This window comes from Kitasatospora sp. NPDC059088, assembly GCF_042738155.1.
Lineage (GTDB): Bacteria > Actinomycetota > Actinomycetes > Streptomycetales > Streptomycetaceae > Kitasatospora.
Window position 1 is genome coordinate 185646 of the sequence record NZ_JBHYGR010000001.1, and the last position, 23882, is coordinate 209527.

Annotated in this window: 23 protein-coding genes and 1 riboswitch; of the genes, 17 read left to right on the forward strand and 6 right to left on the reverse strand. The window is 72.6% G+C overall.

Annotated features, from left to right (window positions below; translation table 11 throughout):
* Positions 1 to 178: 178 nt before the first annotated feature.
* Positions 179 to 961, reverse strand: a complete 783-nt coding sequence (locus tag ACFWXO_RS00820; RefSeq protein ID WP_375891406.1) for an IclR family transcriptional regulator — start codon at positions 959 to 961, stop codon at positions 179 to 181.
* A gap of 518 nt (positions 962 to 1479) precedes the next feature.
* Here ACFWXO_RS00820 and ACFWXO_RS00825 point away from each other — a divergent pair.
* From ACFWXO_RS00825 to ACFWXO_RS00850, 6 genes are all read left to right on the forward strand, one after another.
* On the forward strand, positions 1480 to 2529 hold the full coding sequence (locus ACFWXO_RS00825) for an ABC transporter substrate-binding protein (protein ID WP_380521094.1): 1050 nt from the start codon (positions 1480 to 1482) through the stop codon (positions 2527 to 2529).
* Between the two features lie 237 nt (positions 2530 to 2766).
* On the forward strand, positions 2767 to 3795 hold the full coding sequence (locus ACFWXO_RS00830) for an ABC transporter substrate-binding protein (protein ID WP_380521096.1): 1029 nt from the start codon (positions 2767 to 2769) through the stop codon (positions 3793 to 3795).
* Positions 3792 to 4658 carry an ABC transporter permease gene (locus tag ACFWXO_RS00835; protein WP_380521098.1) on the forward strand — a complete coding sequence of 289 codons (867 nt, stop codon included), beginning with the start codon at positions 3792 to 3794 and terminating at the stop codon, positions 4656 to 4658. The genes ACFWXO_RS00830 and ACFWXO_RS00835 overlap by 4 nt, the downstream gene beginning before the upstream one ends.
* The gene (locus ACFWXO_RS00840) at positions 4655 to 5479 is read left to right on the forward strand and encodes an ABC transporter ATP-binding protein (protein ID WP_380521100.1); all 825 of its coding nucleotides are present in this window, start codon (positions 4655 to 4657) and stop codon (positions 5477 to 5479) included. Before ACFWXO_RS00835 ends, ACFWXO_RS00840 begins: the two co-directional genes overlap by 4 nt.
* A 152-nt stretch (positions 5480 to 5631) precedes the next feature.
* Positions 5632 to 6537: an ABC transporter substrate-binding protein gene (locus tag ACFWXO_RS00845; protein WP_375891414.1), complete on the forward strand. Its 906-nt coding sequence runs from the start codon at positions 5632 to 5634 to the stop codon at positions 6535 to 6537.
* Positions 6538 to 6540: 3 nt separating this feature from the next.
* A complete protein-coding gene (locus ACFWXO_RS00850) occupies positions 6541 to 7614 on the forward strand; it encodes an LLM class flavin-dependent oxidoreductase (protein WP_380521103.1) in 1074 nt (357 codons plus the stop codon).
* A gap of 154 nt (positions 7615 to 7768) precedes the next feature.
* Here the strand turns inward: ACFWXO_RS00850 and ACFWXO_RS00855 are convergent, their stop codons facing one another.
* Positions 7769 to 8761 (reverse strand): aldo/keto reductase, encoded by a 993-nt coding sequence (locus ACFWXO_RS00855; RefSeq protein WP_380521105.1) that lies wholly within the window; start codon positions 8759 to 8761, stop codon positions 7769 to 7771.
* A 508-nt stretch (positions 8762 to 9269) separates the two neighbouring features.
* Here ACFWXO_RS00855 and ACFWXO_RS00860 point away from each other — a divergent pair.
* The 6 genes from ACFWXO_RS00860 to ACFWXO_RS00885 all read left to right on the forward strand — a co-directional run bounded on the left by ACFWXO_RS00860 (position 9270) and on the right by ACFWXO_RS00885 (position 14117).
* A complete protein-coding gene (locus ACFWXO_RS00860) occupies positions 9270 to 10289 on the forward strand; it encodes an LLM class flavin-dependent oxidoreductase (RefSeq protein WP_380521107.1) in 1020 nt (339 codons plus the stop codon).
* A gap of 318 nt (positions 10290 to 10607) precedes the next feature.
* Positions 10608 to 11174, forward strand: coding sequence for a TetR/AcrR family transcriptional regulator (locus ACFWXO_RS00865; RefSeq protein ID WP_380521109.1), 567 nt, complete (start codon positions 10608 to 10610; stop codon positions 11172 to 11174).
* A 53-nt stretch (positions 11175 to 11227) separates the two neighbouring features.
* The gene (locus ACFWXO_RS00870) at positions 11228 to 11812 is read left to right on the forward strand and encodes a DUF4865 family protein (protein WP_380521111.1); all 585 of its coding nucleotides are present in this window, start codon (positions 11228 to 11230) and stop codon (positions 11810 to 11812) included.
* A 17-nt stretch (positions 11813 to 11829) separates the two neighbouring features.
* Positions 11830 to 12333, forward strand: a complete 504-nt coding sequence (locus tag ACFWXO_RS00875) for a carboxymuconolactone decarboxylase family protein (RefSeq protein WP_380521113.1) — start codon at positions 11830 to 11832, stop codon at positions 12331 to 12333.
* A complete protein-coding gene (locus tag ACFWXO_RS00880; RefSeq protein ID WP_380521115.1) occupies positions 12330 to 13316 on the forward strand; it encodes a phosphotriesterase in 987 nt (328 codons plus the stop codon). Before ACFWXO_RS00875 ends, ACFWXO_RS00880 begins: the two co-directional genes overlap by 4 nt.
* Before the next feature lie 138 nt (positions 13317 to 13454).
* Complete coding sequence (locus ACFWXO_RS00885) at positions 13455 to 14117, forward strand: Pr6Pr family membrane protein (RefSeq protein WP_380521117.1); 663 nt, start codon at positions 13455 to 13457, stop codon at positions 14115 to 14117.
* A 238-nt stretch (positions 14118 to 14355) separates the two neighbouring features.
* Here ACFWXO_RS00885 and ACFWXO_RS00890 read toward each other — a convergent pair whose 3' ends face one another.
* A complete protein-coding gene (locus ACFWXO_RS00890) occupies positions 14356 to 15120 on the reverse strand; it encodes an SDR family NAD(P)-dependent oxidoreductase (protein ID WP_380521118.1) in 765 nt (254 codons plus the stop codon).
* Positions 15121 to 15257: 137 nt separating this feature from the next.
* Here ACFWXO_RS00890 and ACFWXO_RS00895 point away from each other — a divergent pair, with 137 nt between their 5' ends.
* Together ACFWXO_RS00895 and ACFWXO_RS00900 are read left to right on the forward strand one after the other, a co-directional pair.
* Positions 15258 to 15884 (forward strand): TetR family transcriptional regulator, encoded by a 627-nt coding sequence (locus ACFWXO_RS00895; RefSeq protein WP_380521120.1) that lies wholly within the window; start codon positions 15258 to 15260, stop codon positions 15882 to 15884.
* A gap of 304 nt (positions 15885 to 16188) precedes the next feature.
* Positions 16189 to 17349, forward strand: a complete 1161-nt coding sequence (locus tag ACFWXO_RS00900; protein ID WP_380521122.1) for an alpha/beta hydrolase — start codon at positions 16189 to 16191, stop codon at positions 17347 to 17349.
* 73 nt (positions 17350 to 17422) lie between these two features.
* Here the strand turns inward: ACFWXO_RS00900 and ACFWXO_RS00905 are convergent, their stop codons facing one another.
* On the reverse strand, positions 17423 to 17752 hold the full coding sequence (locus ACFWXO_RS00905; RefSeq protein WP_375891436.1) for a MoaF N-terminal domain-containing protein: 330 nt from the start codon (positions 17750 to 17752) through the stop codon (positions 17423 to 17425).
* Positions 17753 to 18196: 444 nt separating this feature from the next.
* Positions 18197 to 18304, forward strand: a riboswitch (cyclic di-AMP (ydaO/yuaA leader).
* Positions 18305 to 18311: 7 nt separating this feature from the next.
* Between ACFWXO_RS00905 and ACFWXO_RS00910 the strand changes: the two genes are divergently transcribed.
* Positions 18312 to 19664: a hypothetical protein gene (locus tag ACFWXO_RS00910; protein WP_380521123.1), complete on the forward strand. Its 1353-nt coding sequence runs from the start codon at positions 18312 to 18314 to the stop codon at positions 19662 to 19664.
* Between the two features lie 96 nt (positions 19665 to 19760).
* Here ACFWXO_RS00910 and ACFWXO_RS00915 read toward each other — a convergent pair whose 3' ends face one another.
* Together ACFWXO_RS00915 and ACFWXO_RS00920 are read right to left on the reverse strand one after the other, a co-directional pair.
* Positions 19761 to 20369 (reverse strand): hypothetical protein, encoded by a 609-nt coding sequence (locus ACFWXO_RS00915; protein WP_380521126.1) that lies wholly within the window; start codon positions 20367 to 20369, stop codon positions 19761 to 19763.
* 172 nt (positions 20370 to 20541) lie between these two features.
* Entirely contained in the window at positions 20542 to 21339 is a 798-nt protein-coding gene (locus ACFWXO_RS00920; protein WP_380521128.1) for an IclR family transcriptional regulator, read from the reverse strand.
* A 201-nt stretch (positions 21340 to 21540) separates the two neighbouring features.
* On the opposite strand from ACFWXO_RS00920, the gene aceB reads away from it, so the two are divergent.
* Positions 21541 to 23193, forward strand: a complete 1653-nt coding sequence (aceB, locus tag ACFWXO_RS00925) for a malate synthase A (RefSeq protein ID WP_380521130.1) — start codon at positions 21541 to 21543, stop codon at positions 23191 to 23193.
* Between the two features lie 162 nt (positions 23194 to 23355).
* On the forward strand, positions 23356 to 23757 hold the full coding sequence (locus ACFWXO_RS00930; protein ID WP_380521132.1) for a gamma-glutamylcyclotransferase: 402 nt from the start codon (positions 23356 to 23358) through the stop codon (positions 23755 to 23757).
* The last annotated feature ends 125 nt before the right edge of the window (positions 23758 to 23882 follow it).

The window sequence follows — 23882 nt, forward strand, 5'->3', positions numbered from 1 at the left end:
CGGGGCGCCCCCCCCGCCCGCGCCCCGCGGGGGGCCCCCCCCCCGGGGGGGCGCGCCCCCACCCCCCCCCGCCGCCCCCCCCTCTTGCCCCCCCGCGCGCCCCCCCCGCTGCCGCGTGTTGGCGCTGCGCGTGGGCGGGCGGTACGAGTCGGATGGACCGGTTGTGCGGGCGCCCGGGTCAGGCCCGTTGGTCGGGGGGCAGCAGGAGGACGGAGAGGGCTTCGGCGCAGGTCCGGGCGGGGGTCAGGAACCGGTCCAGGCGGTCGTCGGTGAGGTGCGCCGGGGTCGAGCGGACCGCGAGCGCGAACCGGGCCTGCCCGGCGGCGTCCAGTACGGGAACCGCGAGCGTCCGCACCCCGGCGGCGGACTCGCCGTCGTTGAGCGCGTGACCGGCCGCCCGCACCCGAGCCAACTCCTCTTCCAGGAGCGACGGTTCGGTGATCGTACGGTCGGTGAAGGACGGTAGCGGGCCGAGTGCGGACACCGCCGCCTCGCCTGCGCGCGGCCAGGCGAGCAGGACCTTGCCGAGCGCTGTGGAGTGCAGCGGGCGGCGCAGCCCGAGCCCGGTGTCCGGCCGGACCGAGCCGCCGACCAGGATGACGGCGTGCGGGCCACTGCGGATCGCCAGGTCGGCGGTCGTTCCGGTGCGTCGGGAGAGCAGCTCCAGCTCGGGGCCGGCCAGGTGCAGTCCGCGCTGGTGGAAGGTGAGTTGGCCGAGTTCGGCGACCGCCGGACCCAGCCGGTAGCGGGCCGTCTGATCGTCCTGCTCCAGGAATCCGGCGCTGACCAGCGTGCGGGCGAGCCGGTGCGCGGTGGAGACCGAGAGGTCCATCCGACGGGCCAGGTCCGAGGCGCTGAGGTCGGGGCCGTTGTCGTGGAAGCAGTGCAGCAGTCCGAGTGCGCGCTGGACGGCCTGGGCGCCGGCCGGGGGGCTCTGGACGGCGGTGGCGGCCTCGGCCATGGCACCTCGCGTTCGGTTCGTGGCTCCGGGCGGCGCGCCGGAGGGAGTCTCAGCGTAGGGCAGCGAGTGCTGCGGAGATGTGTCAACGACGTTGCAATGGAATGGCGTTGATGAACAACTGATCCCACCATGTGGCAAAGGCTTGCCTCCGGCTCGACCGGCGTGGAACGCTCCTCGCATCGCGCCGCCCGGCTCCTCGGTACGGACGGCGCGCCATCGCCATCGTCGTCGCCACCCCACCTCGCCCGCGCTCGGTGCACCCGTGTGCCGCGACGCGTGGATCCCCGTGCGCCGGACCGGAAGGAGTAGCGCCGTGACGTCCCACCGGTGTGTTCCCTCCTGTCCCTGTTGTCGCTGACGCTCCTCGTCCCGCTCCTCCTGCGCCTTCGTACGCCGTGCGCCGTGCGCTCCGCGCTCCGCTTCCCGCTCGCCGCCGTGCGCCGTGCCGTGCGGCGGCGGCGCACCCGAACTCCGCTGCCTCCGACCGCCGTCGGAGCCCCCGAAGAGGACCACGCCCCGTGCCCAGTCGTTCGCCCAGCTCCTCCGCCGTCCCCGAAACCCTCTGGTTCACCCGCTGCCCGGTGCCCACCGCGACCGGTATCGCCGCTGATCAGGGCTGGCTGGCACGGGAGTTCGCCCCGGACGGGATCGCCGTCCGCTCGCTCCAGGACGCCCCGCCGGAGGTGGCCGCCGACCACCACTACACCCACGCGCTCACCGGGCTCTTTCGCGAGGGCGGCAACGTCCCCGCGCTGTGGGCCCGTTCGCGCGGCGAGGCGACCCGGCTGATCGGGTTGACCTGGATCGAGGAGCGACAGGTCGTCCTGGTCCGGGCCGGGAGCGGCATCAGTGAGCCCGGGCAGCTGCGCGGGCTGAGGCTGGCGGTTCCACATCATGGGATCGGCATCGACTTCTGGCGGGCCATGGCCCTGGCCGGCTTCCGGGGCGCCCTGGCGCTCGCGGGTCTCGGGCTGGAGGACGCCGAACTGGTCGACGTCCCGGCCGTCCCGGGCGGCGGGCAGTGGTCCGCCGAGTTGTCCGCATTGCGAGACGGCCTGGTGGACGCCGTGTACGTGAAGGGGGCGCTGGCCGTCGAAGCGGCCCGCCGGATCGGCGCGGAGGTGGCGGTGGAGCTGGACGCGGCTCCGGACCGCCGGGCCCGGGTCAACAACGGCACGCCCCGGCCGGTCACCGTCCACCAGCGGCTGCTGGACGAGCACCCGGAGCTGGTCGCCCGCTTCCTGGCGGTCCTGTTGGAGGCCGCCGACTGGGCCGCCGAGCGTCCGGTGGAGGTGGCCAGGATCCTCCAGGCCGAGACCGGCGCGGGTGCGGAGGGCGTCGAGGGCGCCTATGCGGCGGGCAGTCATCGCACGCTGCATCTGGACCTCTCGGAGGAGCGGCTGGGGCTGCTGGCCCAGCAGGAACGTTTCCTCGCCGGGCAGGGCTTCCTCGCGGCACCGGTCGACATCCGTGCCTGGGCCGACCCGGAGCCGCTCCGCGCCGCGCGCGACCTGCTGCGCGGTCGGCGGGCTGCGGGAGGGGAGCAAGTGGCGAGCGTGTCCAGCTGACCGTCCGCTCGTTCGTCCGGCCAGTCGGCAATGCCGGTCAGCCGTGCCGCTCGGTGGCGTCGGTCGGTGCTGCCCGACGCCGCCCGTTGCCGTCCGAGGCCGCTCGGCGGAGTCCGGCGGAGTTCAGCGAACAACTTTCAGCGAACAACCTTCAGCGAACAGATTTCAGATAACAGAGTTCAGCGAACAACTTTCGAAAGTTGTCAGCTGTCATCTGTCACCCGTTTTGGAGACCCCGTGAACACCGCCCGCCTCGCCCTCGCCGCCACCGCGCTGCTCGCCACCACCGCTCTGGCCGCCTGCGGCTCGTCCGCCGACGGGGGCAGCGCCTCCGCCGCAGGCGGGCCCGGCGGCAAGGCCGACGCCGTGCTCCGCCTGCCCGACCCCGGGAACAACGGCTTCCTCGCCCGTGGCAAGAAGGACGGCTCGCTGGACCGGGCCCTGGCGGCGGTCCACGCCAAGGTGGCCTGGACCGGCAGCGCGGGCCCCTTCGCCCCCGCCGCGCAGGCCCTGTCCGCCGACCAACTCGACGTCGCCCAGGGCTCGATCACCTCGGCCGTCGCCGCGCTCGCCCAGAAGCCCGGCTTCAAGCTGTTCGCCCAGACCGCCCCCGACGGCGTCGGCGAGGGCATCCTGGTCAAGAACGACTCGCCCATCAAGACCGTGCAGGACCTGGTCGGCAAGAAGGTCGCCGTCTCCCAGGGCGGCACCAGCGAGTACCTCCTGCTCAAGGCGCTGGAGAAGAACGGCGTCCCGGCCGACCAGGTCCAGCGGGTCTACCTGCGCGCCGACCAGACCTCGGGAGTCTTCAACTCCGGCCAGGTGGATGCCTGGGCGACCTGGAACACCTTCTCCACGCCCACCATCGCCAACGCCGGCGCGCACTTCCTGGTCGACGGCAAGGCGATCGGCTCCGACAACTACGCGGTCTGGGCGGTGCGCAACGGCTTCGCCGACAAGCACCCCGATGTGGTCAAGGCCTTCTACGCCTACCTGCGCGACAACGGCGCCAAGGAGAAGGCCGATCCGGCCGCCTACCTCAACGTCTTCACCGACTCCGGCCCGACCGCCGTCACCCCGGCCGAGAAGGACGTCGCGGTGAACGTCAGCCGGCAGGGCACTCCGGCCGACGCCATCTCGGCGGCCGACACCGCCCGCTTCGGCACCGTCGCCCAGTTCTTCGCCGACCAGAAGGTCACCAAGCAGCTGGTCGACGTCAAGCCGTACCTGATCGACATCGACACCTTCGGCGGTGGTGCCAAGTGACCGTGCTCGCAAGGGAACAGGATTCCGAGGGCACCCGGGCGGCCCGGGCCGCGGGCCTGGTGACGCCGCGTGCCCAGCTCCGACGGCCCCGTCCGCGCGCCCTCGCCGTGCTGCTGCGCACGCTCGGTCCGCTGGCGCTGCTCGGCGGCTGGGCGCTCGCCTCCGCCACCGGCGCGCTCACCCAGGATGTGCTCGCCTCACCGTCCCAGGTCGCCGAAGCGGTCGGCGAGTTGTGGGGCAACGGTCAGCTGACCGACGCCCTCACCGTGTCGCTCACCCGGGCCGGACTCGGACTGCTGCTCGGTGCCACCACGGGACTGGTGCTCGGCGTGGTGACCGGATTCACCCGCCTCGGCGAGGAACTGCTCGACTCCGCGGTCCAAGTCCTGCGCACCGTACCGTTCCTGGCGCTCGTCCCGCTGTTCATGGTGTGGTTCGGCATCACCGAGACCGCGAAGGTCGCCCTGATCGGGGTGGCCACCAGCTTCCCGATGTACGTCTCCGCCTCGGGCGGGGTCCGCAACACCGACCGCAAGCTGGTGGAGGCGATGCGCAGCTTCGGCCTGGGCCGCTGGGCGATCGTACGGACGGTCGTGCTGCCCGGGGCGCTACCCTCCCTGCTGTCCGGCCTGCGGCTCTCCATGACGCTCAGCGTGATCGCCCTGATCGCCGCCGAGGAGATCAACTCCACCGAGGGCATCGGCTACTTGATGGCCCAGGCCCAGAACTACTCGCGCACCGACGTGCTCGCCGTCTGCATCCTGATCTACGGTCTGCTCGGCCTCGCCGCCGACGGCATCGTCCGGATCCTGGAACGGCTGCTGATGCCGTGGCGCCGCGCCGTCCGAGGAGCTGCCCGATGACCGCCCCCACCGACTCGGCCTCCGCTCCGGCCTCGACCGTGAGCGCTGCCGTGAGCACCGCCGCGAGCGCCACTGAGACCGCCACTGAGACCGCCGCCGTGACTGCCGCCGCGACCGCCGAGGATACCGCCCCCGCCGTCCATCTGCGCGGCCTGCGCCGGGTGTTCGGCACCAGGGCCGTACTCGACGGCGTCGACCTGTCCATCGCCCGGGGCGAGTTCGTCGCCCTGCTCGGCGCCAGCGGCACCGGGAAGACCACCCTGCTGCGGATCCTCGGCGCGCTGGACCAAGCCGACGGGGGAACCGTGCTGGTGCCGCCGGTCCGCACGGTGGTCTTCCAGGAGCCCCGACTCGTCCCCTCCAAGCGGGTGTTGGCCAATGTCACGGTCGGTCTGCCGCGCGGCGCGGCGACCCGGGAGACCGGGTTGAAGGCACTCGCCGAGGTGGGCCTGGAGCGGCACGCCGAGGACTGGCCGGCCACCCTCTCGGGTGGCGAGGCGCAGCGCGTCGCACTGGCCAGGGCGCTCGTGCGCGAACCGCAACTCCTGCTCCTGGACGAACCGTTCGCGGCACTGGATGCCCTGACCAGGCTGCGGATGCAGGACCTGGTCGGCGATCTCGTCCGCCGCCACCGCCCCGCCGTGCTGCTGGTCACCCATGACGTGGACGAGGCCGTCCGGCTCGCCGACCGTGTCGCCGTTCTGCGTGACGGGCTGCTGGTCCGGGACGAACCCGTCGGTGTCGAACGCCCCCGGGACCCGGCCGACCCCGCCTTCGCCGACCTGCGCCGCCGACTGCTCGCCGACCTAGGCGTCCACTGAACCGGCGCTCCGCCACGCCGTCACCACGCCATCGCTCCACCACTCCACCACTCCATCGCACCGCCATTCTGCGGCTCGACCGCTCCACCCTCCCCCGCAACCCCACCGCACGTCTTCCGCACGAGCCCCTACGCACCACCGGAGTTGACCAGATGACCGTCACCCTCGGCGTCCACGCCAGCAATCCCACGCTCTACTACCTCGCCCGGTTGCCCTACCTGGACGAGGAGTTGGCCCCGCTCGGGGAGAGCGGCGCGTTCCACCACTACACCGACGGGACCCGTACCGGCGAGCTGCTCGCCGACGGCACCATCGACTTCGGCGGCACCGGCTCGACCCCGCCGATCACCGCCCAGGCGGCCGGCCACGACCTGGTGTACGCGGTGGTCTCCGCACCCCGCCCCGACCACGGCGCGCTGCTCGTCCTGGACGGCGGACCGGTCCGTACGGTCGCCGACCTCAAGGGCGGCACCGTCGTGCTGGGCGTCGGCTCCTGGCAGACCCACCTGCTCGCCAAGGCCCTGGACGCGCACGGGCTTTCGTACGGTGAGGACGTCACACCGGCGCGGCCGGTGGCAGGGGAGGACCAGGCCCGGAGGCTGCGCGAGGGCGAGATCGCGGGCTGGATCGCCCAGGGCGCCGAGCTCGCCGCGGCCCGTCGCAGTGGCGAGTTCCGCGCGCTGGTCCGCACCGGGGACGTCATCACCGACCGCTCGGTCTTCTTCACCCGCCGGGACTTCGCCACCGACCGCCCCGAGGTGGTCGCCGCGATCACGACCGCGCTGCGCCGGGCGGACGCCTGGGCGGCCGCCCATCCGGCCGAGGCGGCCGCGATCGCGGCCCGGGAGCTGGGCGGAACGGTCGCCGACTGGCGTGCCGCGCTCGTCGCGCTGCCCTGGCAACTGGAGCCGGCCACCGACGCGTTCGTGGCCGAGCAGCAGGAGGCGGCGGACATCTTCCACCGGGTCGGCTTCATCGACCGCGCGCTGACCGTCGCCGACGCCCAACTGTCCGCTCTGGAGGCCCCGGTGGCCGCCGCGCTCGGGAAGGACCGCTGAGCCGTGGCCTCCGAAGTCCTCTGGTACATCATCCCGCGCGAAGGACACTACCCGTGGGAGCCGTCCGGCCGGCGCCCGGTGGACCTCCGGTACCTGCAGCAACTCGCGGGCAGTGTCGAGCGCTTGGGCTACACCGGCGCGCTGCTCGCCACCGACCTGTACGACGTCTGGACGCTCGGCAGCGCGCTCGCCGCGGCCACCGGGCCGGCCTTCAAGCCGCTGCTGGCGGTCCACCCCGGACTGGTCTCGCCCACCCTGCTCGCCAAGATGGCGCTCAGCTTCGACCACCTGCACGGCGGGCGGCTGCGCTTCAATGTGGTCAACGGCTCCACCGCGCAGCTGCGCGAGTACGGTCTGGACGTCGAGCACGACGACCGCTACCGGCTCAGCGCCGAGTACTGGTCGATCGTCAAGCGCCTCACGGCCGGCGAAGTCTTCGACCACGAGGGCGAGTTCTACCGGTTGAAGAACGCGGGTGCGAGCCTGCGCGAGCTCACCCCGGCGCAGCCCGGTGGCATCCCGCTCTGGTTCGGCGGCAGCTCGCCGGCCGGCATCGAGATGGCCGCCGAGCACGTGGACGTCTACCTGACCTGGGGGGAGCCGCCGCACCTGCTCAAGGAGAAGCTCGACCTGGTCCGCGAACGCGCCGCCGCGCACGGACGGAGCCTGCGGATCGGGCTGCGGCTGCACCTGATCGTCCGGGACACCGAGGAGGAGGCCTGGGCCGCCGCCGACCGGTTGCTGGACGTGACGAGCGAGGCGACGTACGCCCGGCAGCTGGGATCCGCCGAGGGGGAGGACGGCGTCGGGTGGCAGCGCCAGTTCCGCCAGCACGGCGGAAAGGTCCCGGCGCGTGCCCGGGAGCTGGAGGCCTACCCCAATCTCTGGCCTGGCATGAGCCTGTTCCGGCCCGGTCCGGGGACGGCGGTGGTCGGGTCGACGGCCCAGGTGGTCGAGCGGTTGAAGGAGTTCGAGGCGCTGGGCGTCGACACCTTCATCCTCTCCGGGAACCCGCTGCTGGAGGAGGCCCATCGAGTAGCGGAAACGGTTCTTCCGGCCTTGGGTATTCGCCGCTGACGGCCCTCGGCCGCTGGCCGCTGGCCGACGGGTGACGGATGACGGATGTCGACGAACAGATAACAGATAACAGCTGACAGATTTCGAAATCTGTCAGCTGTTATCCGTCATCCGTCACCCGCCGCAGTGCCCCGTCGCCCCAACCAAGTTCCCGTCACACGCTCAGCCGGTCGATCTCGGCCAGCTGCTCCTCCGTCAGCGGCCCGCCGGCCAGTGCGTCGAGGTTCTGGTCCAGCTGGTCCACGCTGCTCGCACCGATGATCACCGAGACCACCCGCGGGTCCCGCAGCACCCAGCACAGGGCGAGCTGGGCCAGCGTCTGTCCGCGCTCCTCGGCGACCTTGTTCAGTGCCCGCAGCTGGTCCAGCTTCGACTCGGTCAGCACCTCCTCGGTCAGGAACTTCCCCACCGACATGCGCGAGCCGGCCGGGACCCGGCCCGAGAGGTACCGGTCCGTCAGCAGTCCCTGGGCGAGCGGCGAATAGGCGATCAGGCTGGTCCGGGTGTCGCCCACCGCCTCCAGCACGCCGCCCTCCTCCACGTTCCGGTTGAGGATCGAGTACGCCGACTGGTTCAGCAGCACCGGCGTCCCGAGCTCGCGCAGGATCGCCACCGCCTCCCGGTGCTGCTCCGCCGGGTAGTTGGAGATCGCCGCGTACAGGGCCTTGCCCGAGCGCACCGCGCTGTCGAGCGCCCCCATCGTCTCCTCGATCGGGGTGTCCGGGTCGTAGCGGTGCGAGTAGAAGACGTCGACGTAGTCCAGCCCCATCCGGTCCAGCGACTGGTCCAGGCTGGCCAGCAGGTACTTGCGGCTGCCGCCGTTCCCGTACGGGCCGGGCCACATGTCCCAGCCGGCCTTGGTGGCGATGAACAGCTCGTCGCGGTACGGCCGGAAGTCCTGCGCGAACAGGTAGCCGAAGTTGCGCTCCGCACTGCCGTACGGCGGCCCGTAGTTGTTCGCCAGGTCGAAGTGGGTGACGCCCCGGTCGAAGGCCCGGCGCAGCACCGCCCGCTGCACCTCCAGCGGCTGGGCGTCACCGAAGTTGTGCCAGAGCCCCAGTGAGACGGCGGGCAGCTGAACTCCGCTGCGGCCGGCCTTCCGGTAGGTCATCGAGGCATAGCGGTCATCCGCGGCGAGGTAGCTCATGCCGGACATCTTGCCAGTCGGCTCCGCCCGATCAAGTCCCTGGGAGTGTCTTGCCCCGCCTCCCTCCGCTGCTTATCCTCGCGGAGGACCAGGTGGGACGGCGCGGGGCCGGGTGCGGCCGCGCGCGGACGAGGCGGAGGGGGAGCGTGATGGCAGTCCGGACCGTAGCGGCCGAGGCCACCGTGACCGTCGTGCCCCGCTGTTGTCGCCGTCACCGCCGCAGCACCGTGCGCTGACGCCGCCCGCGGGCCGCCAGGCCCGCCCCGGTCCACCTCCGGTGCTGCCCGTCCGAGCGCAGCGCCGCCGTACCGCGCCTCCGCCGGTGCCACGCCCACTCTGTCGCGGATTCCCCGTCACGGACTCCCCGTGACGGGCTCCGTACCTCGGGCTCCTCGCACCGGTCCCGCACCCCGCGTGTCCCGCATCCCGCGCGTCCCGCACCCGCAGCGCCCCGGACGGCCCAGCGCCGTTCCGTCGTCCGACCACCGAGCGCCCCTAGGAGACCGCCGTGCGGTTCACCGTCTCGTCCCTCGTCGCCAACGCCCCCGATCCCGTCACCGGCATCCACCGCACCCCGCAGCAGAAGCTGTGGAACGTGGTCGACCAGGCCGTCCTCGCCGAGCAGCTCGGCTACGACGGCTACGGGGTGGGGGAGCGGCACGGCGAGCCGTTCCTCTCCCCGGCGCCTCCCGTGCTGCTGAGTGCGATCGCCGCCCGCACCAGCACCATCCGGCTGTTCACCACGGTGACGGTGCTCAGCATCCTGGACCCGGTCCGGGTCGCCGAGGACTACGCGATGCTCGACCAACTCTCCGGGGGCCGGATCGAGTTGATCATCGGCAAGGGCAACGACCCGCGCCACTTCGGCCTGTTCGGCCTCCCGGAGGAGCGTCAGTGGGAGGCACTCGCCGAGAACTACGGTCTGCTGCGCCGGCTCTGGCGGGAGGAGAAGGTGACGTGGCGGGGCTCGACCCGTCCGCCGCTCACGGAGGCCACCGTGTCGCCGCGCCCGCTCCAGGACCCGATCCCGGTCTGGCACGGCAGTGCGACCAGCACCCGCTCGACCGACCTCGCCGCCCGCTACGGGGATCCGCTGTTCTCCGCCAACTCCTTCCATCCGCTGGCCAAGTACCGGGCCCTGGTGGAGGACTACCGCGAGCGCTGGGAGCACTACGGCCGCGACCCGAAGGAGGCCCGGGTGGGCGCGGGCTTCGGCGGACTGTACGTCGCCAGGCGCTCGCAGGACGCGGTGGAGGGCTACCGGCCGTACTGGGAGGCCATGGTCAACTCGGCCGCGGGCAAGCACAACAACTCGCCGTTCCGTTCACTGGAGGACGCGCTGGAGGAGGGTTCGGCCCTGGTCGGCAGCCCGCAACAGGTGGTCGAGAAGATCCACCGCTACCACGAGGCCTTCGGCAACGAGGTGGTCGGGATCGGGGTCGACGCGCTCACCGAGGAGGTGCAGCGGGAGCAGTTGGAGTTGTTCGCGGCCGAGGTGGCACCGGTGATCCGGCGCGAACTGCCCTGAGCGCCCGCCCGCGCAGGGCGCCGCGCACTCCCTACGCGGCGTGACGCTCGACACCGTGCGTAACGTGACGCGCGCCACCGGGCCGGGCCGAATGCCGTTGGCCGGCGCGGGGGATGACGAACGGTCGAGGGGCCGTGGCCGCCGGGGGGCGGCGCACGGCCCTCGGTCTTTCCTCCGCCTCCGCCGAAGTCGCCCGAAGTCGACCGAAGTCGACCGAAGCCGGCCCCACCCCTGGTGGCACCGCGCCCACCCCTGGTCCCGCCCGCCGTGCCGGAGAAACCCCTTCCCTCTGTACCTACTGGTATGTACAGTGGAGCCATGACCACCCAGGACCGCCTCATCGAGAGCACCCAGGCCCTCCTCTGGGAACGCGGCTACGTCGGCACCAGTCCGAAGGCCATCCAGCAGCGCTCCGGCGTCGGCCAGGGCAGCATGTACCACCACTTCGACGGCAAGCCCGACCTCGCCGCCGCCGCCCTGCGCCGCAGCGCCGAGCAGCTGCGGGGCATCGCCGAGGCCGACCTCGCCGCCCCGGGCACCGCGTACGACCGGATCGCCGCCTACCTGCACCGCGACCGCGAGGTGCTGCGCGGCTGCCGGATCGGCCGGATGGCCCAGGACCCTGACGTGGTCGCGGACCCGCAGCTGCGCGCCCCCGTCGAGGAGACCTTCGACTGGCTGCGCGGCCGGATCGCCGAGCTGGTCGCCGAGGGCCAGGCGCACGGCGAGTTCGCCGCGGGCCTCGACCCGGCGGACACCGCCGCGGCCGTGGTCGCCGTCGTCCAGGGCGGCTACGTCCTGGCCCGCGCCGCGGACAGCGCCGCCCCCTTCAACCAGGCCGTCCGCGGCGCCCTCGGCCTGCTGGGCGCCCACCGCCGGGCCTGACCGGAGACGGCGACTCGACGGCCGACACCCGCCCCCGACCCAGGGAGCCCACCGTGCACGCCATGCAGTACGAGATCACCCTTCCCGCCGACTACGACATGGCCGTCATCCGTCGGCGCGTGGCCGACAAGGGCCACCTGCTGGACACCCACCCCGGCCTCGGCCTCAAGGCGTACCTGGTCCGCGAACGCGGCCAGGACGGCTCGCCGGTCAACCAGTACGCGCCGTTCTACCTCTGGCGCACCGCCGAAGGCATGAACCGCTTTCTCTGGGGCCCGGGCTTCCGCGGCCTGAGCGCCGACTTCGGCCGCCCGGTCGTCCGCCACTGGCTCGGCGCGGGCCTGGCCGAAGGCGACCGGACGGAGGCCCCGAGCACCGCCACGCGTACGGTCGTCCGGCTCCCGGAGAGCGCCGATCCGGCCGAGGCCGTCGAGCGGGCCCTCGCCGGGCTCCCGGCACACCCGTCGAACCCCGCCCTGCACACCGCGGCCGTCGCCGTGGACCCGAGCCGCTGGGAACTGCTCAGCCTCGCCCTGTGGTCCGGTCCCGCCCCGGACGACGCGCCCGGCACCCGCTTCCGGGTGCTGCACCTGTCCCGCCCCGAACTCGACCGGCTGCCGGCCGGCCGCCACTGGTGAAAGGTCCCCACACCGCGATGCCCGCCACGATCCCCACCACCCCCACTGCCCCTACCGCCATCGCCCCCGCCGACCTCACACCGGCGCCGCTCGACCGCGAAGCCGGCTACGCCCTGCTCGCCGAGCTCGCCGGTCCGGCCGCCGCCGGGACCCTCGGCGGCCTGGACGCGATCGCCCCGGGCTTCGCCGACTGGATCGTCACCAGCCTCTTCGGCGGCACCTACCAGCGCCCCGGCCTCGCCCTGCGGGACCGCCAGATCGCCAACCTGGCCGCGCTCACCGCCCTCGGCGGGGTCGAGCCGCAGCTCGCCGACCACGTGCGCAACAGCCTGCGGATCGGGATGAGCCGCGAGGAGATCACCGAGGTGATCGTCCACCTGGCCCCGTACGTCGGCCTGCCCAAGGCCCTGGCCGGCCTCCGGGTCGCCACCGCCACCTTCGCGGCGTCCGCAGCCCCGGCTTCCGAAGCCCCGGCGGCCGACACTCCCGTGACCGACGCCTCGGCGGAGGACGTGGCATGACCGCCACCCGCACCGTACGCACCGTCCTGGGCGACCTCGCCCCCGGCGAGCTGGGCGTCACCGACTCCCACGACCACCTCTTCATCCGCAGCCCCCTGCTCCCCGGTCAGGAGCTGGACGACCCGGTCGCCGCCGAGGCGGTGCTGCGCGAGTACGCCGCGGCCGGCGGCCGCTCCTTCGTCCAGTGGACCCCGCAGGGCATGGGGCGCGGCGCGGGCTCCCTCGCCGCGCTGTCCCGCGCGACCGGCGTCCACGTGGTCGCCGCCACCGGCGCGCACCAGGCGGTCCACTACCCCGAGGACCGGTTCCCCGCCGGCACCCCCGCCACGACCGGCACGACCGGCACGACCGGCACCCCCGGCACGACCGGCGCCCCCACCGCGTCGGCCGAGCTCGCCGAGCACTTCGTCACCGAGCTCGTCACCGGGCTCCCCGGCGCCCCCGAGGGCGTCCGCGCCGGCCTGATCAAGATCGCCGACGACGCGGGCCCGCTGACCGGGCACACCCGCCGGACGACGGCCGCCGCGGCCGAGGCGCACCACGCCACCGGCGCCCCGATCGCCGTCCACCTCGAACCCGAGGGCGACCCGCACGGCATCCTGGACCGGCTGCACGGGCGGCACGGCGTCGACCCCGACCGGATCCTCCTCGGCCACCTCACCCGCTTCACCGACCGGTCGCTGCACCGCAGCCTCGCCGCCGAGGGGGCCTTCCTCGCCCTGGACAGTCCCTCGCGGATCGGCCACCCCGCCGACCTCCAGGCCTTCGAGGTGATCGCCGACCTGGTCGAGGCGGGCCACGCCCACCGGCTCCTGCTCGGTGCCGACACCACCACCCGGACGGCCCGCGAGGTCGGCGGCCCCACCCGGCTGCTCACCGACCTCGTCCCGCGACTGGCCCGCACCTTCGGGCCCGAGCTGTGCGACCTGCTGCTGGTCACCAACCCGGCGGCCGCCCTCGCCGCGGACTGGCGCACCCCCTGAGGCGCACCCCACGGAGGGCCCCGAGACAGCCCCTGGTGTGCTCCCTGATGCGGTCCCTCGTGTGGCCGAGTCCGCCCGCCGGGGTTTGAATCCGAAGAGCCCCTGTCCGGACCACGCCCCAGAGAGGCGGTTCCGACGATGCACTCGTGGCTCGCCCCCGCCCGGCTCGCCGTCGCGGCCTTCCTCGTCGTCGCGCTCTGCTTCTCCGGCTACCACGCGGGGACGGACGGCTCCGGGGTGGTGAACTTCCTCAGCTACTTCACCACCCTCGCCAACCTCGCCGGAGCGGCCGTCCTCGGCTACGGCGGCTGGGCCGGGCTGACCGGCCGCCGGCCCGTGCCGGACGCGGTGCGCGGCGCGGTGCTGCTCTCCCTGGTGGTCACCGGGTTGGCGTACGGCACGCTGCTGGCGACGTACCCGGCGCCGCTGGTGATCCCGTGGGTGGACGACGTGGTCCACCGCGTGATGCCGCTGCTCGCGCTCGCCGACTGGCTGGTCGACCCGCCCGCCCGGCCCCTCCGGGCCCGGACGGTGCTCGGCTGGCTCGGGTTCCCGCTGCTCTACGTGGCGTACGCGCTGCTCCGCGGCCACGCCGCGGGCTGGTACCCGTACCCGTTCCTCGACCCCGCCCGACACGGCGGCTACCGCCGGATCGCGGGGGCGTGCTTCCTGCTGGCGGTGGCGTTCCTGCTGCTCGGGGCCGCGCTCGCGGCGGTCGGCAACGCCCTCGCCGCCCACCGCGACGCCCGGCGGGGCGTGGCGTCGAACGGCCGGCACGCCCGCGCCCGGGCGACCGGCTGAGAGCGACTGGCTGAGACTGACCCGCTGACGGCCGTCGCCGCCCGCCCGTACGGTGGCGGCCGTGCCGACCATCCGGACCTCCACCCGGTGGCCCTGCCCGGCGGCACCTGGCCGGACCGGTCGACAACGCCTGTGAACGACGGCGTCTGAGCATGAGGGGGCCCGAGAACGAGGACGCCGACGGGGCCCGTGCCCGATGGGGGAGGGCACGGACCCCGCCGGCGACCGGACCGGGGGCTCACATGTGGGTGCCGCCGTCGATCCGGAGCTCGGTGCCGGTGACGAAGGCGCCGTCGTCGGAGGCCAGCATCGCGATCACGCCGGCCACCGTGTCCGGGCCCGCGAAGCCGTGTCCGAGGGCGGGGGAGAGCTTGGCCAGCAGGGTGAAGTCGGCGTCGGCGGGCAGGCCCGGGTTGTTGGTCATGCCGCTGTCGATGCTGCCCGGTGCGACGCAGACCGCGCGCAGGCCCTGCTTCGAGTACTCCGAGGCGATCGCGTGGGTGAAGGACTGGATGCCGCCCTTGGTCGCGGCGTACGCGGCCATGTAGGGGTGGGCGAAGCTCGCGGAGGTGGAGGAGAAGTTGACCACCACGCCCTTGCCGGTGGTGAGCAGCGCGGGGAGCGCCTCGCGGGTCATCAGGAAGGTGCCGGTCAGGTTCACCGCGAGGAGCTTGTTCCAGAACTCCAGCGTGGTCTCGTGGGTGTGCGAGGAGCGGAGGATGCCGGCCGCGTTGACCAGGACGTCCAGACCGCCCAGGCCCGCGACGGCCTCGGCGACGCCCGCCACCACGGCGGCCTCGTCCGAGATGTCCAGGACCTGGATCGTCAGGCGGTCGGCGGTGCCCTCGGCGGTCGCGCGGTCCAGGGTCTTCTTCAGGCCGTCCTCGTTGACGTCGACGGCGACGACCTTCCCGCCCTCGGCGAGGATCCGGTGCACGGTCGCCTGGCCGATGCCAGAGCCGCCGCCGGTGATCAGGACGTTCCGTCCGCTGAAGCGCTCCATGGTGGTACTCCTTCGTTCGTGGTCTCTCGACCTCAAGAGACACGGTACGCCCATGTGGCACGTTGTGCCAATAAGTCTCGATGTGCCACCTGGGCGCGATGCGTCGGGACCGTGATCGCTTGCGTACGCTGACCCCTGTGACCGGACGCCCGACCCTGACCCAGCGCCGCCGTGACGCCACCCGGCTGGAGATCGCCCGCACCGCCGCCGCGCTCTTCGCCGAGCAGGGCGCCGAGGCGACCACCGCCGAGGAGATCGCCGTCGCCGCGGGCGTCTCGCTGCGCACCTTCTACCGCTACTTCTCCGTCAAGGAGGACGCCGTCGCCCCGCTGCTGGCGGCGGGCGGGCAGCGCTGGGTGGACCTGCTGGCCGAGAGTCCGGCGGACGTCCCGCTGCGCGAGGCGCTGGAGCGCTCGGCCGTCGAGTCGCTCACCCCGGCCGACGACGAGGCCGTCGAGGCGATGCACTGGACCCGCGACCTGCTGCGCGACCCGCGGCTGGACGGCACCTGGCAGCGGGTCCATGCCGCGTCGGAGGCGCGGCTGCGGGGCGTGCTGGCCGCCCGCTGTCCGGACGGCGCCGATCCGCTGGAGGTCCGGCTGGCCGCGGCGGCGGCCACGGCGGCGATCCGGGTGGCCCTGGAGCAGTGGGCCGGCTCCGATGCCGCCGTCACCGGCCCCGGCTCCCCGCAGGACCTCGGCGCCCGCTGCATGCGCGAACTCACGGCGGGGCTGCGCCTGTGGGATCGGCCGGCGGGGGAGTAGCGACCCAGCGGTGAGCGGATGACAGCGGACAGATGACAGCAGCCGGATGACGGATAACAGATAGCGGCGAACAGATGACAGAGAACAACTTTCGAAATCTGTTATCTGTTATCCGTTCGCTGTCATCTGTTATCTGAAAGTTGAACTCTGTCATCTGTTCGCCGCTTGCCCACAGCCCCCGATCAGCTTCCTCCCAGCTCCCGCTAGGGTTGGTGCGCGCGCCCCGGTGGGGGAACCGGGGTGACCTCCTCGGATGTCCCTGAGCGGAGGGGGCGGGAGTTCGAGGCGTGGGAGCAACTGGAACATGGGTCTGACGAGCCACAAGGTGCTGGCACTGGCCGTGCTGATGGCGGTCGTGGTGATGGTCGGCACGGTCTGGCTCTGGCCCAGACTCGCCCGGAAGAGCTGGCAGGCGGTGCTCGGCCGGATCGGCGCGCTGCTCGCGACCCAGCTGGCGGTGCTCGCCGCGCTCGGGCTGGTGGCGAACAACTACTTCGCCTTCTACAGCAGTTGGGACGACCTGATGGGCACGGGCAGCACCGGCCCGGTCGTCATCCACAACAAGGCGGACGCCTCCGGCCGACTGCTGGTCGAGACCATAGGCCAGGCGTCGGTCAAGGGCGGCGGCGCGATGGGCCGTGAGCCCAGCCAGTCCGGCGAGATCCGCAAGGTCCGGATCGACGGCAAGGAGAGCCGGCTGTCGACCGAGGGCTTCGTCTACCTGCCGCCGCAGTACTTCCAGTCCGAGTACGCGCAGAAGCAGTTCCCGGCCGTGATCGTCAGCACCGGATTCCCAGGAATCGCCGAGAACCTGATCACCCGCTTCAACTACCCGGGTGCTGCGCTCAAGCTGCTGCAGGAGGGCCGGATGCAGCCGACCGTCATGGTCCTGATGCGTCCCTCGCCCGCCCTGCCGCAGGACACCGAGTGCGAGGACATCCCGGGCGGCGCCCAGTCCGACACGTACTTCACCAAGGACGTCCCGTCGGCGATCCAGGCCAGCTACCGGGTCTCGGCCGACCCCCGGGCCTGGGCCTTCATGGGCAACTCCACCGGCGGCTACTGCGCGCTCAAGCTGGCCATGCGCCACCCGGACGTCTTCCCGACCGCCGTGTCCCTGTCCGGGTACTACGAGGCGGCCGACGACCCGACCACCGGCGACCTCTTCGGCGGCAGCAGGCAGCGCCGCGACGAGGCCGACCTGATGTGGCGGTTGAAGAACATGCCGCAGCCGGACGTCTCCGTGCTGCTGGCCGGCACCAAGAAGGGCGACGGCAACTACAAGCACGACACCGAGGCGTTCATCGACGCCGCGAGGAGCCCGATGAAGGTCTCCTACAGCATGCTCGAGAACGGCGGCCACAACTTCGAGACCTGGAGCGCCCTGCTGCCGTCCTCGCTGGAGTGGCTGTCCCAGCACCTCAAGGTCCCGAACCAGCCGGGCCACCCGGGCCAGACCGTCTGACGGCGCCGCCCGCGGAACGCACCGAACCCCCGGAAGCCTCGGCTCCCGGGGGTTCGGTGCGTTCCGGCGCCGGTCAGGCGACCCGTTCCAGCGTCCCGGTGTGCAGCTGGCCGACCCGGCCGCCCTCGCCCTCGAAGGTCCAGAAGGCCCGTACGGTCAGCGCGTTGAGGTCCATCACGTGACTGACGGTGATCCCGCTCTGTTCCGTCCAGCTGATGAAGTAGATCTCCGGCGCGACCTCGGCGACGTGCAGTCGCACGTCCTCCCACTGGCCCGCCGACTCACCGAGGCCCTCCCAGCGCAGCCGGGTGCCGTCGGCCGAGTAGGAGTTGCGGAAGGCCGCGCCGTTGTCGGCCCGGAAGACGTAGGTACGGCCGGCGAAGGCGGGCAGGGGCGCGGTCATGGTGGGGCGGAACCTCTTCTCTGGAACGGGGGACGGGTCGTACGGCTCCGGCCGGTGCTCTTGTGCACCGCGGAAAATCCCAGGGCTCCAATTTATCCGATGGGGCGGACTCGGGCGGCTCCACGCCACGGCGGTCACACACGGTCCGCCACCGCCGCGCCGCGCACCGTGTGTGACCCCCATCCCGGGCGGGCCCGGCGGGACCGCGGGTCGGCGTCGGCTCCATTGATCAACTCGGCCGCCACGCAGCGTCGTTGATCGACACCACTGTGAGCTGCGCGACAACCGGCCCCATGAGGTTGTCCGTCCACGGACGGCCTGCCTAGCCTGCAGTCGTCGTCCGCTGTCGCGGACCCCGCCGCCGGGACGCCGAGTCCCGTCCACCCGCCGGCGAGTACCCGAGCACCACAGCGGACGGGAGCGGGGGAACCAAGGTCAGCGCCCGGCCCGTACGCACCAGCGTGCGGGGCGTGGCTAGGGGTGAAGCCGCTCCACAGGCGGCCGGGCAACTGCAGCCCGAATCCGACAGCTCACCTCGCAGGCGTGGCAGAGGACCCCCATGCACCAGCCTGCCCGGCGCCGTCGCGCGCCCCGCCACGCCCGTCCGTCCCACCGCGGCCGCAACGCCGCCCTCGCCACGACCGGGGCGCTCGCCATCACCGGCGCCGGCCTGCTCGGTCTGCCGTCCGTCTCCGGCGCCCAGGCCGCCACCGGCCCGACCGTCACCCAGGACCGGCTCGCCCCCGCCACCATGGTCGCCGGCAGGGCCGGCACGGCCTCGCTGGCCCTGCACTCCTCGTCCTGCTTCACCGCCAAGACCGTCGGCGTCGGAGTCCGTGACGCGCGCGGCACCAACCTGGACTTCCCGGGCAACGCGAGCAACGTGCAGATCTGCCCCGGCGGACTCACCTACACCAGCGCCGCCCGCACCCTGGCCGCCGGGACGTACACCCAGTTCGGCTTCTGGCAGGACCTCGGCGGCGCCTGGCACAACCTGCCCTCGCAGCAGCTGGTGGTCTCGGCCACGGGTACGCCCACGCCGGCCCCGTCCCCGACGGCGACCCCGACGGCGAAGCCCACCGCGACTCCGACCGCGACCGCGAGCCCGACGGCGAAGCCCACCGCGACCGCGTCCCCCACCGCGTCCCCCACCGCGAGCCCGACCGCGACGCCGACCCCCACCGCCACGGCCACCCCGACGACCCCGGCGCCGTCCTCCCCGATCGCCGGCAAGTCGCTGACCTGGTCCGACGAGTTCAACGGCCCGATCAACTGGGGCCAGCGCTGGGTCGGCGACAAGAGCACCTCGTACAAGTACGGGAACCACAACCCGGACGACAACAAGCTCGACTGGCTGAACAAGAACAACGTCACCGTCGCGAACGGCGTCGCCACCTTCACCGCCACCCCGGGCGGGCCGACGCTGGAGAACGGCAAGCAGTCCTGGAACACCGGCTTCCTGACCACCGAGGGCTCCGCCGAGGGCTTCCAGGTCAAGACCGGCGACTACGCCGAGACCCGGGTCAAGCTGCCCGCCGGCACCGGCGCCTGGCCCGCCCTGTGGACCTGGAAGAACGGCAACGGGGAGATCGACTCCTTCGAGTACCACCCCGACAACCCGAACCTGCTGGAGCTGACCAACCACGTCAACCCCGGCAACCCCGACTACTACACCGACGCGAGCGCCATCGGCACCGACCAGTGGGTGACCATCGGCACCTACTACGGCGCCAACTCGGTGGACTGGTACGTCAACGGCGTCAAGGTGTTCTCGGACGGCAAGGGCGTCGGGGCCAACTTCTCGGCGTACCTGATCCTCAACCTCTCGGTGAGCGCGGGCAAGTACCACCCGGCGCCGCAGGGGAACGCCCCGATCGCCATGGCCGCCGACTACGTCCGCGTCTACCGGTAACCACGTCTACCGGTAACCACGAGCCCGCCCCACCGGTCATCGGGCGCCCGGCAGCCGCTCGCCGGCGGCCGGTGACCGGTGGGGCGATCCGGTCCGTCAGTCGCCCGCCGTCTCGACGACCCTGATGTCGAACTCCTCCCGGTGGCCCCTGCCGCCCGGGTCGTCCGCGCTGCGCACCTCGACCGAGCCGCCCTCCAGGATCCCGAGCGGCAGATTGTCGGAGAGCTGGACCGGGACGAGGGCGGTCACGCTGCGCCCGTCCGGCAGCCCGGGACCGAACACGCAGCGCACCTGCCTGCCGCGCGAGATGACGGCACAGTCCTCGGGGAAGTAGGGGCCCTCCGGGGTCACCCCGTTCGGCAGGGTGACCGTGATCGTGAGCGACGAGGCGGTGGTGTCCGGGCCCAGATTGGCCACGAAGGCGTGGATGGTGGTGGTGCCGCCGGGCGGCGCCGGATCCGGGTCGATCCGGACCACCTCCAGGTGGGAGCGGGACGTCTTGGCGACCACGGCGGGCAGAGTGGACGCCTCGGGCGCGCCCGGCGCGACGGTTCCCAGATCCGGGCGCGGCACCGGGTGCCGCACCGCCCAGGAGGGCCCGGTGGCCAGCGCGGCCACCGCGCAGCCCGCCGTCACCGCCGCCAGCAATCCGGCCCGGCCGAACCTCCTGCGCCCCGCGCCGCCCCGTACTCCGTGTTGCTCCACGCCGTTCACCCTGCTCCCGTGCTCCGGCGGCCCGCACCGTCGCGGGCCGCGTCCGCACCAGGGTGTCCGAGCCGCCGCCGCGAGGGCGCCGCAACTCGCCCACCGCCACTCGAACGGCGGGGAGTCGGTCATGGCCCGATCGCTCTTGCCGGCCAAGGTGGTTGACGGAGTGTCAGGGTGCCAGGACCTGCCCCAGCCGGGCCGCGATCTGGTGCATCACCGGCACCAGTGCGGACGCCCCCGCCTGCTCCTCCAGCGCCCGGATCCGGGCCTCCGGGCCGGAGACGGAGAGCGCGGTGGGCGTCGGCGCGCCCGGGACGGCGAGCGCGATGCAGCGGACGCCGATCTCCTGCTCCTGGTCGTCCACCACGTACCCGCGCTCGCGCGCCTCGGCGAGCTGGTCCATCAGCTCCTGCGGGTCGGTGAGGGTGTACTCGGTGTGTGCGGGCAGCGGGTTGGGGCCCAGGACCGCGCGCGCCTCGTCCTCGGGGAGCTGGGCGAGCAGTGCCTTGCCGACGCCCGTGCAGTGCGGCTGGACCCGCCGTCCGACCTCGGTGAACATCCGCATCGAGCGCCGGGACTGCACCTGCCCGACGTACACCACCTCGCCGCCCTCCAGCACCGCCAGGTTGGCGGTCTCGCCGGTGGCCTCCATCAGCTCGGCCAGGTACGGGCGGGCCCAGCTGCCGAGCAGGCGGCCGGAGGTCTCGCCGAGCCGGATCAGCCGGGGGCCGAGGGTGTAGCGGCGCGCGGTGTCCTGGCGGACATAGCCCTGCTGGACGAGGGTACGAACCAGTCGGTGGATGGTCGGCATCGGGAGGCCGGAGCTGGTGGAGAGCTCACTGAGAGTGGCCACGCCGCCCGAGTCGGCCAGCGCCTCCAGGAGTTGGAAGGCGCGCTCGACGGACTGCACGCCGCCGCTCGCGCGGTCGGCGCCTGTCGTCGATGCTGTGTCGGGGGTCGCAACCACCGGCGTTCCCTTCGCTGTCGGGGAGGAGTAGAGTCCCGGCGACCTCTTCAACAAACCGTTGAAATTCTGTATCGCGGAAACTAGTCTCCACCTTACAGAATCGAACCCGCCGACAGGTGGGTAACGATCGAGGAAGTTCCCGAGGAAGTTCCCACCGGAGCTCCCTTCGCCAGGCTCAACCGTCTTAGGAGTGTCCTGCTCATGGCTGCAGCTCAGGGGCCCGTCGGCGCCTCCCCCGCCGCTCCGGTCGTCACTGTCGCCGGACCGCGCGTCCATCGGGCCGAGGAGGTGCTCACCCCGGAGGCGGTCGCCTTCGTGGTGGGCCTGCATCGCGCCTTCGAGGGCCGCCGACAGGAGCTCCTGGCCAGGCGGAAGGGCCGACGGGCGGAGATTGCCCGCACCGGCACGCTGGACTTCCTCCCCGAGACCGCCGACGTCCGGGCCGGCGACTGGAAGGTCGCCGAGGCGCCGCGCGCCCTCCAGGACCGCCGGGTCGAGATCACCGGGCCCACCGACCGCAAGATGGTCATCAACGCGCTCAACTCCGGGGCGAGGATCTGGCTCGCCGACTTCGAGGACGCCACCTCCCCGACCTGGGAGAACGTGGTCAGCGGCCAGGTCAACCTGATCGACGCCTTCGAGGGCCGGATCGACTTCACCAGCTCGGCCGGCAAGGCCTACACCCTCAAGCCCGCCGCCGAACTCGCCACCGTCGTGGTCCGCCCGCGCGGCTGGCACCTGGACGAGAACCACCTGCTGGTCGACGGCGTCCCGGTAGCCGGCGCGTTCGTCGACTTCGGCCTGTACTTCTTCCACAACGCGGCCCGGCTCATCGCCAAGGGCGCCGAGGACCCCAACTCCGGCCCGTACTTCTACCTGCCGAAGACCGAGAGCCACCTCGAGGCCCGGCTCTGGAACGACGTGTTCACCCACGCCCAGGCCGAGTTGGGCATCCCGCACGGCACCGTCCGGGCCACTGTGCTGATCGAGACCATCACCGCGGCCTTCGAGATGGACGAGATCCTCTACGAGCTGCGCGACCACGCGGCCGGCCTCAACGCCGGGCGCTGGGACTACCTGTTCTCGATCGTCAAGAACTTCCGCGACGCCGGCGAGCACTACATCCTCCCGGACCGCAACAGCGTCACCATGGCCTCGCCGTTCATGGCCGCCTACACCCGGCTGCTGGTGCGGACCTGCCACCAGCGCGGCGCCCACGCGATCGGCGGGATGGCCGCGTTCATCCCCAGCCGCAGGGACCCGGAGGTCAACGCCGCCGCGCTGGAGAAGGTCAAGGCGGACAAGGACCGCGAGGCCGGCAACGGCTTCGACGGCTCCTGGGTCGCCCACCCGGACCTCGTCCCGGTCGCCCGGGCCTCCTTCGACGCGGTGCTCGGCGAGCGGCCCAACCAGAAGGACAACCCGGGCCCCGCCGAGCCGGTCACCGCCGCCGAACTGCTCGACATCGCCGGTGCCGGGGGCACCTGCACCCGGGCCGGACTGCACAACGCCGTCCAGGTCGGCCTCCGCTACATCGAGGCCTGGCTGCGCGGGCTCGGTGCGGTCGGCATCTTCAACATGATGGAGGACGCCGCCACCGCCGAGATCTCGCGCTCGCAGATCTGGCAGTGGATCCACAACGGGGTCGTGCTGTCCGACACCGGAGAGAAGGCCACCGCCGAGCTGGTCCGCACCCTGGTCGCCACCGAACTGGCCGAGCTGCGCGCCGAGTTCGGCGACGAGGCCTACCGGGCCGGCCGCTGGCGCGAGGCCGCCCAGCTCTTCGAACAGGTCGCCCTGGCCGAGGAGTTCGCGGACTTCCTGACCCTCCCCGCGCTTCCCCTGCTGGGCTGAGCACCAATCTACCCACCGGCGCCACCGCTGCCGCCTGCCGGGCCGTAGCAGTTCCGCCGCCCTTTGCTCCGTTCCGTACGGCGACGAATCCACCTGTCCTCTCGTCGCCGTGCGGAACGGTCTTTTTCTTCGTACGGCCTTACCCTCCTGAGGAGTTCACCGATGGCACGCATCTTCTTCAACGGCCAGGCGATGGTCGGCGGACCGTTCCACGAGAAGGTCGCCGACGCCCTGATCGGCCCGGCCCGCACCGCGGCCGGCTACCGCTTCTTCTCCATCGACCACAGCGGCGGCACGGACGTCTGCCCGGGACTGCTGGCCGACCCGTCCGTCGACACCGCGATCGAGGGCGAGCTGTACGAGGTCAGCCTGGAGCGCCTGCGGGACGTCATCCTGCCCGGCGAGCCCAGGGAGTTGGAGCTCGGTGTGATCGAGCTGGAGGACGGCTCCGCGTGCTTCTCGATGCTGCTCGCCCGCGGCGAGGTCGAGCGCGGGGTGCACCGCGAGATCACCCACCACGGCGGCTGGCGGGCCTACCTGGCGACGCTGGGGCGCACGGCCTGAGACAGCCGGGGGGGCCCCGCACACAAAAAAAAAAAAAAACCACACGATAAAAAAAAATTAATTATTTAAAATTTTTAAGAGAGGAGGTTGCAGTTGGGATGGGGGGCGGCGCCCCCCCCCCGCCC